Genomic DNA, 11,946 nt, shown 5'->3' with positions numbered 1-11,946 from the left:
CCGGCCCCGTCAGACCCCGGGCGCGCAGGAGCTACGGACAGAATGCCGCCGCCGGCTGCCGTTTGGCGGCGGGCGGCGGAAGGCGGCGGACCGGATCGATCCGCCGAAGAACGGGATCAGAGTTTCTGGGCGGCCAGATACTGGGCGTAGTTGCTTTCCGCGACGGCTTCCCACTGCACCTGATCGGCCAGGAAGCGGCTGTAGTCGGGATAGATCTTCTTCCAGTTCGGGTTCGTGTCGTTCAGTTCCGCATAGACTTCGCGGGAAGCCTTGAACGCGGCATCCATGAAATCGCGCGGGAAACGGGACAGCACGGCGCCCTCGGCGATCAGCTGCTTCAGCGCGCCCGGGTTGCGGGCGTCGTAGCGTGCCTGGCAGGTGACGTGCGCGGCCCGCGAGGCCTGCTCGATGATGGCCTTGTATTCCGCCGACAGGCCGTTCCACTGCTTGTCGTTGATGTAGACGGAGAACTGCGTGCTGCCTTCCCACCATGCCGGGTAGTAGTAGTTCTTGGCGACCTTGTGCAGGCCCAGGCGCAGATCGTCGTACGGGCCGATCCATTCGGCCGCGTCGATGGTGCCGCGTTCCAGCGCCTGGTAGATTTCGCCCGCCGGAATGTTCTGCGACACCGCCCCCAGCTTGGCCAGCACCCGGCCGCCGAAGCCGCCGATGCGCATCTTCAGGCCGTTGAGGTCGGCCACCGACTTGATTTCCTTGCGGTACCAGCCGCCCATCTGCGCGCCGGTGTTGCCGCAGACGAAGTTAACGATGTTGTACTGGGCATAGAACTCGCGCATCAGCTTCATGCCGTTGCCTTCGAGCATCCAGGCGGTCATGGCGCGCGAGGTCATGCCGAAGGGAATCGTGCAGTCGAAGGCGAAGCTCTCGTCCTTGCCGAAGAAGTAGTACGGCGCGGTGTGCGCGCAGTCGATGGTGCCCTGCTGCACCGCATCCACGACGCCGAAGGCGGGGACGAGTTCGCCGGCCGGGTGCACCGAGATCACGAACTTGCCGCCGGTGGCGTCCGAGACGTACTTGGCGAACGCTTCGCTGGCGCCATAGACGGTGTCGAGCGATTTGGGGAAGCTCGATGCGAGGCGCCAGCGGATCTGCTGCTGGGCATGCACGATGGCGGGGGCCGAACCGGCTGCGAGGATGCCGGCGAGGCCAGCGCTTTTCATGAATTTGCGACGTTCCACGATCTCTCCTTTGCCTTATGTAGGTCTTGTTGCGAAGCGCGACCAATCATAGGGATTGCGTTTTTCAGCGGAAAGCGCGGAAAACCCTAACACTTTGAGACGATTCGCCCAGCGATGGAGAAGGGTGGCGGGCCGCTCACCGCGGCCGCCGCCCCGGGTACGCCGGCTCGCCCTACAGCGTCTGGGCAGCCATGTACTGGTCGTAGCTGCCGTCGGCAATCGGCACCCACTGGTACTGGTCACGCATGAAACGCTCGTAGTCGGGGTAGATCTTCTTCCAGTTCGGGTTGGTGTCCAACAGCTCCTTGTACACCTCGCTGCGCGCCTTCAGGGCCGAATCCATCACGTCGCGCGGGAAGCGGTGCAGCTTGGCGCCCTCGGCGATCAGTTGCTTGAGCGCGACCGGGTTGCGCGCGTCGTACATGGCCTGCATGTTGACGTGGGCATGCGAGGCCGCGGCGGTGACGATGGCCCTGTACTCGGCCGACAGGCCGTTCCACTGCTTGTCGTTGATGTACATGGACACCTGGGCGCCGCCTTCCCACCAGCCCGGGTAATAGTAGAACGGTGCAACCTTGTGGAAGCCCAGCTTGTGGTCGTCGTAGGGGCCGACCCATTCGGTGGCGTCGATGGTGCCGCGCTCCAGGGCCTGGTACAGCTCGCCGCCCGGGATGTTCTGCGGCACGCCGCCCAGCTTGGCCAGCACGCGGCCGGCGAAACCGCCGATGCGCATCTTCAGGCCGTTGAGATCCGCCACCGACTTGATTTCCTTGCGGTACCAGCCGCCCATCTGTGCACCGGTGTTGCCGAGCGGGAAGTTGACCATGTTGTACTGGGCGAAGAATTCGCGCAGCAGCTTCATGCCGTTGCCGTCGTACATCCACGCGGTGATGCCGCGCGAGTTCATGCCGAAGGGGATGGCGGTGTCGATGGCGAAGGTTTCATCCTTGCCGAAGAAGTAGTAGCCGCAGGTGTGGCAACAGTCGATGGTGCCCTGCTGCACGGCGTCGACCACGCCGAAGGCCGGCACCAGCTCGCCCGGCGCATGCACGCTGATCTGGAACCTGCCGCCGGTCATGTCGGAAACCATCCTGGCGAACACTTCAGCGCCGCCGTGGATGGTGTCCAGCGACTTCGGGAAGCTGGAAGCCAGGCGCCAGCGGACCTGCTGTTGTGCCTGGACGATTGCAGGGGTGGTGCCTGCAGCGAGGATGCCGGCGAGGCCGGCGCTTTTCATGAATTTGCGACGTTCCACGATCTCTCCTTTGCCTTATGTAGGTTTTGTTGTGAAGCGCGGCCCATCATAGGGATTGCGTTTTTCGGCAAGAAGCGCGGAAAACCCTAACGTCCTGGGGGCATTCATCCGTTCGCGATAGGTGTCCGGCGGGCGGATCGCACGCGTGGAACAGGTCAAACGGCGCGTGCTGTGAAATAATTAGAAAATTTTATTCCCTTCCTTCTGCATCGTTGCTGTTCGCGCATCGACGGCGTGCGCGCCGCCGGTTTTCTGGAGCCCCCTCGTGTTTGCTTTGCTGCGTATTTCCCGCGTGATCGACCAGATCAACGAGCGGGTAGGTCGCGCCGTGATGTGGCTCGTGCTGATCGCGGTGGTGATCAGCACGGGCAACGCGCTGGCGCGCAAGCTGTTCCACACCAGTTCCAACGCCCTGCTGGAAGTCCAGTGGTATCTGTTCGCGGCGATGTTCATGCTGGCCGCCGGCTATACCTTTCTGCGTAACGAGCACGTGCGCATCGACCTGGTGTTCGCCAAGCTCTCGCCGCGCCGTCAGTGCATGGTCGATATCTTCGGCATCCTGGTCTTCCTGCTGCCGATGACCTGCCTGATCCTGTGGCTGTCCTGGCCCATCGTCATGGATTCGCTGTATTCCGGCGAGATGTCGCAGAACCCCGGCGGGCTGATCCGCTGGCCGGTGAAGATGCTGCTGCCGGCGGGCCTGGCCCTGCTGGTGCTGCAGGCCGTCTCGGAACTGATCAAGCGCATCGCCTTCCTCACCGGGCACGGCCCCAATCCGCTGGAAAGGAAAGGCTCGGTGGGCGGCACCGAGGAACTGGTGGAGAGCATCAAGGCGCAGGGGGGCAAGCATGACTGAGTTCCTCATCGCCAACATGGCGCCGCTGATGTTCGTGTCGCTGTTGGCCTTCCTGCTGATGGGCTTTCCGGTGGCCTTCGCGCTGGGCGCCAACGGCATCCTGTTCGGCCTGCTCGGCATCGAACTCGGCCTGCTCAACGCCGCGCTGTTCCAGGCCCTGCCGGAGCGGGTGTTCGGCATCATGGCCAACGACACCCTGCTGGCCGTGCCCTTCTTCACCTTCATGGGCCTGATCCTCGAACGCAGCGGCATGGCCGAGGACCTGCTCGACACCGTGGGCCAGCTGTTCGGCCCGGTGCGCGGCGGTCTGGCCATCGCGGTGGTCGTGGTCGGTGCGCTGCTCGCCGCCACCACCGGCGTGGTGGCCGCCTCGGTGATCTCCATGGGGCTGATCTCGCTGCCCATCATGCTGCGCTACGGCTACGACCACCGCCTCGCCAGCGGGGTCATCGCCGCCTCCGGCACGCTGGCGCAGATCGTGCCGCCCTCGCTGGTGCTCATCATCATGGCCGACCAGCTCGGCCGCTCAGTGGGCGAGATGTACCAGGGCGCGCTGCTGCCCAGCATGCTGCTGATCTGCCTTTATCTGCTCTACGTGGGCGGGGTCGCCCTGTTCCGCCCGCAGTGGGCGCCGGCCATGCCGTTGGAGGCGCGCACCCTGCGCGAGCCGGACGGCTCCAGCGGCCTGCCTTCGCTGGGCGTGCTGTTCACCATCTCTTCGGCGGCGGGCCTGCTGGTGGCCGGTCTGGTGCTGCCCGACGGGGTCACCACGGGGGAACGGGTGGTGGTGTTCGCCATGGTGGCCATCGGCATCTCTTTCGTCATCGCCATCACGCAGCGCCTGCTCGGCCTGCGCCTGCTGTCGAAGATGGCCGAGCGCGTCACCTTCGTGCTGATTCCGCCGCTGGCGCTGATCTTCCTGGTGCTGGGCACCATCTTCATCGGCCTGGCCACGCCCACCGAGGGCGGCGCCATGGGCGCCATGGGCGCGCTGCTGATGGCCGTGGCGCGCCGCCGCCTGTCGCCGAAGCTGATGATGCAGGCGATGGATTCCACCACCAAGCTGTCCTGCTTCGTGATGTTCATCCTGATCGGCTCCACGGTGTTCGGCCTGACCTTCCGCGGCGTCAATGGCGACCTGTGGGTGGAACATCTGCTGACCTCGCTGCCGGGCGGGCAGACCGGCTTCCTGATCGCGGTGAACATCCTGGTGTTCTTCCTCGCCTTCTTCCTCGACTACTTCGAGCTGGCCTTCATCATCGTGCCCCTGCTCGCGCCGGTGGCGGACAAGCTGGGCATCGACCTGATCTGGTTCGGCGTGCTGCTGGCAGTCAACCTGCAGACCTCCTTCCTGCACCCACCCTTCGGCTTCGCGCTGTTCTTCCTGCGCTCGGTGGCGCCGCCGCAGATCAAGACCACATCGATCTACTGGGGCGCCGTGCCTTTCCTGTTCATCCAGTTGATCATGGTGGGCCTGATCATCGCCTTCCCCGGCCTGGTGTCGCACGACGACAGTGCGCGCAAGGCCCTCGAACAGCAGGAACTCAATCTGGACGAACTGATGTTCGGCGGCGGTTCGGGCTCCTCGGGCGGGGGGGATGCCAGCGATCTGATGCGGCAGTTGCAGGGCAACTGATCCTCTACGCAGAACCGGGGCGGCGGCCTTCAGTCAAGCCCCTCGTGGGAGAGGGAGCAGGAATCCGCTGCGGTTTGCTTGTTTTTGTCCGGACAAAAAAAGCCCCCACGCGCCACCGCTGCGTGGGTTGCTGCCCCCCTGGGGGGCTTGGGGCGGCCCGTTCGAGGGATGGCAGCCGGCGAAACCGGCGTCGTCAACCAGACTCCGGGACACGGCCTTAATGGTCTCCCCTGCCGCTGCCGCCGCCGTGTGCGTCTGGAAGCCGCGTTTCTTCAGCCGTTCGGCGGCCTGCCGGACGGCCTCGTTGATGCGCGCCAGCGCCTCGTCACGCGGCAGCGTGTGATCGGGAAAAACCAGATCGAGATCGACCGACAGGCGCGGCATGTCGCGCACGAACAGATTGATCGCAGTGCCGCCCTTCAGCGCAAAGGTGTCGTCCACGAACACCAGCGGTGCCACCTGCGTCAGCAGGCGTGCGGTATCGAGATAGACCGGGTTCATGGCTTGAGCACCAGCAGGCCATCGGCTGACCGGGATACCCAGGGGCGGTCGCTGCCCGTGGGCAACGTGGCCGGGTCGAGCTTGTCCACCCAAGGTAGCGAACCCTCGCGGCCGAGTTGCAGACACAGCCGCACGGTCTTGACGCTCGTGCAGTGCTGCAGCAGCTCGCGCAGCACGTCGGCGCGCAGGCTGTACGCACTTTCGACGAGTTCGCGGGCTTCCTGCAAGGACTGGCGCACGCCGACTTCGCTCAATAGCTCCAACAACGCACGCTCCGGCGCCGACACCTGCGGCGCCCCGCTGCGCTTCTCGAACGGGCCAACGTGCAGCAAGGCGTCCGGCTGCTCGTCGAACAGCCGCTTGCGGTGGTACTCGGCCGGGAAGCGTTCGGTGAACCACTCCGGCAGGCGGCCCGCCGTCCATCCGTACAAGTGCAGTACCGGCTGATGCGGCACGTACTGGCGCACGCCGTACCAGTCGAGTGCCGACTTGCCGCCAACGTGAAGACCCTCGTACCGACGCTGCAACAGCAGCAGGCTGGGATACAGGGCCGGCGTGTCGTTTGGACGGGCGTACACCCCACGGGCCAGGCGCGTAAGCCAACCCGCCCGGACGTAGTGAACGGCCAGATCGGCGGAGATGCCCAACCCCGCCAAGTCCTCCGAGGTCAGCGGCGTTCCTGGTGCCAGTCGGGTGTAGAGCGAATTTAGCTTGCTTGAAGTAGTCGTAGCCATACTGCGATTTTTACGACTTTTCCAAAAAAGTCAATTTGATATGACTTATATAATCGTAGTCTGGATACGACAATCACAACCTATCCAAATTCTGCCTCACGCGCTGGGCGCAGGGCTCGCCCACTGGGCGATGAACCCAGAGATCCGCTCTTCGATGCGGCTCTCGACGGTGCCCAAACGCAGGATGGGAATGCCGTTTTTCGCCAGGATGCTGTTTTTCAAGGCGTCTCTCGCCGCCTGATCTGGCCTGTCGTGGGAGCCACCATCGACCTCGATCACCCCCAGCGGGGTCTTGCCCACCTTGAAATAGATCACGAAATCGCAACTGGCGCGCGCCATGAAAGCCCGCTCGCGCTCCGTCAAATCCGGGTTGGTCGATGATGCGACCTGACTCAGCCTGACCTGGCTGTGGCACATCAACGACTGGCACGACGGATCGGACAGCGCCTCGCGCAGCAGTTGCGCCGCGATCTGTTCGGACTTGTAGCGTGAGTCCTCGGGCCGCAAGCGGGCGTTCAAGCGTGCCAGGGACTGGTCGTACTCCCGGTACAGCAGATCGAAGGCCGACACCACGGGCGCACGCACGACCTGCTCGTCCTGCGCGTAATACTCGATGTAGCGCATCAAGGCCGCGATGTGGCCGTTGTTGCCCGCAAACACATCGTCTCCCGTCACCAGGGTGAAGCGGTGCTTGGCCCGCGACACCGCGACATTCACCATGCGCGGGTCATCGACGAAATCCAGCCGCTTGCGTTCCTGGTTGTGGCGCTTCTTGTCCAGCACGGTGGAGAAGACGATCTCGTCGCATTCCCGGCCCTGGAACTTGTGCACGGTGTCCTTGACGAAGTCCGCTGGCAGGTGCGTGCCAGAGAGGTTGACCTGTGCCCGGAAAGGGGCGATGAAGCCACGGCCGTCGCCGTCCAGCCCGGCGGGCTCGCCCTCGTCATCGAGCAGCTTGAGCAGGGAGTCCAGTTCCCGCAGGTTGGTGTTCTGGCGGGCGTGGTTGCCCTTGGCGGTCACCACCAGGCGCAGGGGCTCCTCGCCCTTGTCCTGGGTCATGGGCACCAGCGCGTTGTCGTAGAACTGCTGGTTGCAGAACTGAATGATCCTGGGATGGCAGCGGTAATGCTCTTTCAGCAGCGTCCTGGGCAGCGCCTCCTTGAACACGCCGATGCACGAATCGAGCAGGCTGTAGCGCTCGCAATCGTAGGCGCTGGCGGGCGCCTGCAGGCCCTCCAGCGCCACGGGAATATGCGCCAACTGACGGCTGTCGCCGACAACGACCAGGTTCTTCGCGCAGCCCAGCGCCAGAATGCCCGGCACGATGTCTTGTTGTGAGGACTCGTCGATGATCACGTAATCGAGGATCGCCCCTTCTGCAACCGAATTGACAATGGAGTGCGTGCTGCTGCCCAGGATCGGGAAGCGCTGCACGAAGGCATCGAACCGCTCCTTGTGCTTGTATGTCTCGGCATCGAAGGCGTCCGATGCCCGCTTCTGACTCTGCAGGTGCTGCTTCAGGTGGCGCATCGACGCCGTCTTCAACGCATCCAGCAAGGCCGTGAAATTCCCGCGCGCCAGCGACTCCCGGCATGCCTGTAGCTCCGCTTCCTTGTCCCGCAGCGCCTGGTCGTAATAGTGCATCTGCAAGGCATGGAAAACGGACAGGCGCGCATCGCCCTGGGCGAAAGGTCGGGCGCGGAAAATTCTGAAGTTGAACAGCAATTCGATCCGGTCCTTGAGCCGGATGCGCTGCTCGCCAAGATGGGCCAGGTAGGCCATCAGGTCCGCCGTCTTGCGTGGCGACAGTCCGTACTTGTCCAGCGAGGCGGCGGCCTGAATGCCGCTGTCTTCCCGCCACTGCTGCAGATAGCGCCGCTCGATGGTCAACTCGTCGATGTCGGCCTGCAGTTGCGCCGCCCGGTTGTGATCGTGCAGATGTTGCTTCAAGCGTGCCAGCATGGCCTGGATTTCGCCCATGGTCGGCGCGGGTTCAGGTTGACCCGATGGCCACGGCGGCAGATCTGCGAAGAAGACGTCGCGGTTTTTCTGGTTGCCGAGTTTCGCAACCAGATGGCCCAGGCTGCATTTCTCCAGCTTTTCGTAGACGTTTTCCACCGCCGCATTGTTGTTGGACAGCACCGCCACCGTTTGCCCGCGCAGCAGGATATTGGCGAGGATGTTCAGGATGGTCTGGGTCTTGCCGGTCCCCGGCGGGCCTTCGATCACGCTGATCTGCGCACTGAAGGCCCGCTCGACCGCCGCGAGCTGGCTTTCGTTCACGCCGAACGGATAGATCAAACCCTTGCCCGCTGCCAGCGTTCCATTCCGTCCCGTGCAATAGGCATGCAAGGCGGTGTCGGCACTGGCGGGTAGTCTTTCCAGCTGGTGCACGACATTGGCGGCAATATCACGGTTATCCTCCGAACTCGCGCGATGCTTCCGGGCATTCGCCACGGCAACGAAATACTGGAAGACTGAGGCCTCCTTCATCGCCGTTTTCGCGGCAAAGCCAATGCCGTCCAATTTGTGGACATAGGGTTTATCGGAGTCCGGATAGTGCACAACGGCATACCGCTCGCCGTAGATCGTCGCCTTTTTGATGGGCTTGACGATCGCGCTGCCTGGCTTGGTCAGCAACATCTCGCCCAGTTCGCGGATGGGGGAAATGCGGCAGTCGCTGAGCGCGTGCGTGTCCACCTTTCCTTTGTGTGAATAAGAGTACTTCAGCTGCAGTCCTTCGTGCTGATCGCACCAAATCCACCATTTGATGATCTCTGCAGTCTTGTCCTCGCCACCCACATGGATAGAAACCATACGTCCCTTACTCGTGAGCGAACGACATCCGATTCGCCCTCACGCCGACTATCGAATGCCGTTATTTCCTCAAGAAGGAATCATATTGCCATTATCGTGTGCATACTGGAGTCATCGTGAAACAAAAAAGAACCCGCGCCGGAGCGCGGGTTCGGGGCAGGCCGAAAGGCTTCGGGGTCAGCGTAGCGACTGGATGAAGCGGTCGTAGCTGGCCTCGGCAACGCTGAACCAGGCGTTCTGCGAACGGCGATACTTCTCGAACTCGGTGTAGATCTTCGCCCACGCCGGGTTCCTGGCGGATTCCTCCGCGTACAGCTCCTGGGCGGTATCGTAGGCCGTCTTCATGACCTCGCGGGAGAAGGTCTCCAGCTTCACGCCCTGGGCCAGCAGGCGGGCCAGCGCGGCCGGGTTCTTGTGGTCGTAGGTCGCGGTCATCAGGATGTGCGCCTCGCGCGAGGCGGTGCGGAAGGCGGCCTGGTACTCCTTGGGCAGCTTGTCCCATTCCGCGCGGTTCACATAGAAATGCACCGCCGGACCCGGTTCCCACCAGCCCGGCGCGTAGTAGTACGGCGCCACCTTGTGGAAGCCCAGCTTCTCGTCGTCGTAGGGGGCGACGAATTCGACCGCGTCGAGCGTACCCTTCTCCAGCGACGGATAGATGTCCGCGCCGGCGATCTGCTGCGGGATGGCGCCCAGGCGCGCGAGGATCTCCCCGGCGATGCCGGCGATGCGGATCTTCAGGCCCTTGAGGTCTTCCGGCGTCTCGATCTTCTTGCGGTACCAGCCGCCCATCTGCACGCCGGTGTTGCCGCCGAGGAAGGAATACACGTTGTAGTTGGCGTAGAACTCGTCGAGCAGCTCCTGGCCGCCGCCGGCGATGATCCAGGCGTCCATCTGGCGGGCGTTCAGGCCGAACGGCAGCGCGGTGCCGATGGCGAAGGTCTTGTCCTTGCCGACGTAGTAGTAGGAGCAGGTGTGGCACATTTCCACGGTGCCGTGCTGCACGGCGTCGAGCGCCTGCAGGCCGGGCACCAGTTCGCCGGACGGGAAGATGCGGATGTCGAACTTGCCGTCGGTGATCTCGCGCAGGCGCTGGGCGAGCAGTTCGGAAGTGCCGTACAGCGTGTCCAGACTCTTCGGAAAGCTCGAGGTCATGCGCCATTTGATCTCCGGCAGGCCGGTGTGTACGGCGGGCGCGGCGGAAGAGGCCGGTGCGGCGGCGGGCTGTTCGGACTTGCTGCAGGCGGCCAGGCCGACGGCACCGGCGGCGGCAACGCTGGCACCGGCTTTCTTGAGGAATGAACGGCGTTCCATGCGGACTCCTAAATCTGGGCGATTGGTTCTGGTTTTGTGTGCTGTGCGGATTAGCCGGCGGTGGCGGGCGGAGCCTCATGGGGTCCGGCACAGCGACGGCCGCGCGCGGGTGGGGTCATGCGCGGGGCGGTGTCGGCGGGGCAGGCACGGCGGCCTGGGGCGGACGGAAGCCTTGTGGGCCGGGTCCGGCGCGGAGCCGTCATGATGCGTAGCTAATCGGGCTGGATTATATCGGGCGCGCTCAGCGCCCGGCCACCTTCATGCGTTCGATCAGCAGCGAGCCGCAGTGCTTGGCGCCACGCGGCAGCGCGTCGTTGCCCACGGCGACGATGCCGAGGAACATGTCGCGCAGGTTGCCGGCGATGGTGACTTCCTCCACCGGGTGCTTGATGCGCCCCTTGTCCACCCAGAAGCCCGCCGCGCCGCGCGAATAGTCGCCGGTGACGTAATTGACACCGTGGCCGAGCAGTTCGGTGACCAGCAGGCCGCGCTCCATCTTGCGTGCCAGGCCTTCCAGGTCGAGCTCGCCGCCGGCCACCCGCAGGTTGTGCGAGCCGCCGGCGTTGCCGGTGGTCGGCATGCCGAGCTTGCGGCCGGTGTAGGTGGACAGGAAGTAGCCGCGCAGTTCGCCGGCCACCACCACCTCGCGTTCGCGCGTGGCCACGCCGTCGCTGTCGAACGGCGTGGCGCCGAAGGCGCCGCGCAGGTGCGGGCGCTCGACGATGTGGATGAGCGGCGAGAATACCGGCTTGCCCAGGCTGTCGAGCAGGAAGCTGGACTTGCGGTACAGCGCGCCGCCGCTTACCGCCTGCACGAAGTTGCCGATCAGGCCCACCGCCAGCGGCGCCTCGAACAGCACCGGCACCTCGCAGGTACGGATCTTCCTCGCACCCAGGCGGGCCACCGCGCGCTCGGCGGCGCGCCGGCCGACTTCCTCCGGGGCGAGCAGGTCGGCGGCCTTGCGCCGGCTGTCGTACCAGTATTCGCGCTGCATGCCGTCGCCCTCGCCGGCGATCACCGAGCACGAGTAGCCGTGCCGGGTGCTGGCATAGCCACCCACGAAGCCCAGGCTGTTGGCCGAGACGAAGTGCGAGCGCTGGGTGGATACCGAGGCGCCCTCGGAATTGCTCACCTTGGCGCTGGTGGCGAAGGCTGCCTCCTCGCAGCGGTGCGCGGCGGCGATGGCCTCGTCCACGCCGAGCGCCCACGGATGGTCCAGATCGAGGTCCGGGCAGTCGCGCGCCAGCAGGGCCTCGTCGGCCAGCCCGGCGCAGGGGTCGGGCGCGGTGAAGCGGGCGATCGACAGCGCCGCCTCCACCGTGGCCTTGAGCGCCTTGCGGGAGAAATCCGAAGTGCTCGCGTGGCCACGCTGCTGGCCCAGGTACACGGTGACGCCGATGCCCTTGTCGCGGTTGTACTCGATGGTGTCGACCTCGCCCTTGCGTACCGTCACCGTCTGCCCGAAACCTTCGGAGACGTCGGTTTCGCAGGCCGAGGCACCGCGCTTGCGGGCGAACTTCAGCACGTCGGCGGCGATTTCGCGCAGCTGTTCCTGGGAGAAGGCGAGACCTTGGGCGGATCGGGACATGGGTCGGGGCATGGGAGCGAAAACACAAAGGCTATAATCTTACCCC

General features: G+C 64.6%; 9 protein-coding genes. 2 read left to right on the top strand and 7 right to left on the bottom strand.

Features of this window, described 5'->3' with window-relative positions:
• Nucleotides 1-116: 116 nt before the first annotated feature.
• Nucleotides 117-1,199 carry a TRAP transporter substrate-binding protein gene (locus E6C76_RS18600; protein ID WP_136349753.1) on the bottom strand — a complete coding sequence of 361 codons (1,083 nt, stop codon included), beginning with the start codon at nucleotides 1,197-1,199 and terminating at the stop codon, nucleotides 117-119.
• 172 nt (nucleotides 1,200-1,371) lie between these two features.
• Nucleotides 1,372-2,454, bottom strand: a complete 1,083-nt coding sequence (locus E6C76_RS18595) for a TRAP transporter substrate-binding protein (RefSeq protein ID WP_136349752.1) — start codon at nucleotides 2,452-2,454, stop codon at nucleotides 1,372-1,374.
• 265 nt (nucleotides 2,455-2,719) lie between these two features.
• On the opposite strand from E6C76_RS18595, the gene E6C76_RS18590 reads away from it, so the two are divergent.
• Together E6C76_RS18590 and E6C76_RS18585 are read left to right on the top strand one after the other, a co-directional pair.
• On the top strand, nucleotides 2,720-3,310 hold the full coding sequence (locus E6C76_RS18590) for a TRAP transporter small permease subunit (protein WP_168734381.1): 591 nt from the start codon (nucleotides 2,720-2,722) through the stop codon (nucleotides 3,308-3,310).
• Nucleotides 3,303-4,946 carry a TRAP transporter large permease gene (locus tag E6C76_RS18585; protein WP_136349751.1) on the top strand — a complete coding sequence of 548 codons (1,644 nt, stop codon included), beginning with the start codon at nucleotides 3,303-3,305 and terminating at the stop codon, nucleotides 4,944-4,946. The genes E6C76_RS18590 and E6C76_RS18585 overlap by 8 nt, the downstream gene beginning before the upstream one ends.
• A 33-nt stretch (nucleotides 4,947-4,979) precedes the next feature.
• On the opposite strand, the gene E6C76_RS22320 is transcribed toward E6C76_RS18585, so the two are convergent.
• The 5 genes from E6C76_RS22320 to pmbA form a co-directional block, all read right to left on the bottom strand.
• Nucleotides 4,980-5,447 carry a nucleotidyl transferase AbiEii/AbiGii toxin family protein gene (locus tag E6C76_RS22320; protein ID WP_211090288.1) on the bottom strand — a complete coding sequence of 156 codons (468 nt, stop codon included), beginning with the start codon at nucleotides 5,445-5,447 and terminating at the stop codon, nucleotides 4,980-4,982.
• Nucleotides 5,444-6,181: a type IV toxin-antitoxin system AbiEi family antitoxin gene (locus tag E6C76_RS18575; protein ID WP_136349750.1), complete on the bottom strand. Its 738-nt coding sequence runs from the start codon at nucleotides 6,179-6,181 to the stop codon at nucleotides 5,444-5,446. Before E6C76_RS18575 ends, E6C76_RS22320 begins: the two co-directional genes overlap by 4 nt.
• A gap of 96 nt (nucleotides 6,182-6,277) precedes the next feature.
• The gene (locus E6C76_RS18570; RefSeq protein ID WP_136349749.1) at nucleotides 6,278-8,998 is read right to left on the bottom strand and encodes an AAA domain-containing protein; all 2,721 of its coding nucleotides are present in this window, start codon (nucleotides 8,996-8,998) and stop codon (nucleotides 6,278-6,280) included.
• Nucleotides 8,999-9,175: 177 nt separating this feature from the next.
• Nucleotides 9,176-10,312, bottom strand: a complete 1,137-nt coding sequence (locus E6C76_RS18565) for a TRAP transporter substrate-binding protein (RefSeq protein WP_136349748.1) — start codon at nucleotides 10,310-10,312, stop codon at nucleotides 9,176-9,178.
• 241 nt (nucleotides 10,313-10,553) lie between these two features.
• Nucleotides 10,554-11,900, bottom strand: a complete 1,347-nt coding sequence (gene pmbA / locus E6C76_RS18560) for a metalloprotease PmbA (protein WP_136349747.1) — start codon at nucleotides 11,898-11,900, stop codon at nucleotides 10,554-10,556.
• Between the last annotated feature and the right edge of the window lie 46 nt (nucleotides 11,901-11,946).

It is taken from the genome of Pseudothauera nasutitermitis, from assembly GCF_004801295.1.
Lineage (GTDB): Bacteria > Pseudomonadota > Gammaproteobacteria > Burkholderiales > Rhodocyclaceae > Pseudothauera > Pseudothauera nasutitermitis.
The sequence above is the reverse complement of the archived record's forward strand: the minus strand, read 5'-3'. Positions and strand labels throughout refer to the sequence as shown.

What these genes read in the sequence shown, in the direction of transcription:
- E6C76_RS18585 (WP_136349751.1), top strand. Translation starts at nt 3,303, where the DNA reads ATGACTGAGTTCCTCATCGCCAACATGGCGCCGCTGATGTTCGTGTCG.
- E6C76_RS22320 (WP_211090288.1), bottom strand. Translation starts at nt 5,447, where the DNA reads ATGAACCCGGTCTATCTCGATACCGCACGCCTGCTGACGCAGGTGGCA.
- E6C76_RS18575 (WP_136349750.1), bottom strand. Translation starts at nt 6,181, where the DNA reads ATGGCTACGACTACTTCAAGCAAGCTAAATTCGCTCTACACCCGACTG.
- E6C76_RS18570 (WP_136349749.1), bottom strand. Translation starts at nt 8,998, where the DNA reads ATGGTTTCTATCCATGTGGGTGGCGAGGACAAGACTGCAGAGATCATC.
- E6C76_RS18565 (WP_136349748.1), bottom strand. Translation starts at nt 10,312, where the DNA reads ATGGAACGCCGTTCATTCCTCAAGAAAGCCGGTGCCAGCGTTGCCGCC.
- pmbA (WP_136349747.1), bottom strand. Translation starts at nt 11,900, where the DNA reads ATGTCCCGATCCGCCCAAGGTCTCGCCTTCTCCCAGGAACAGCTGCGC.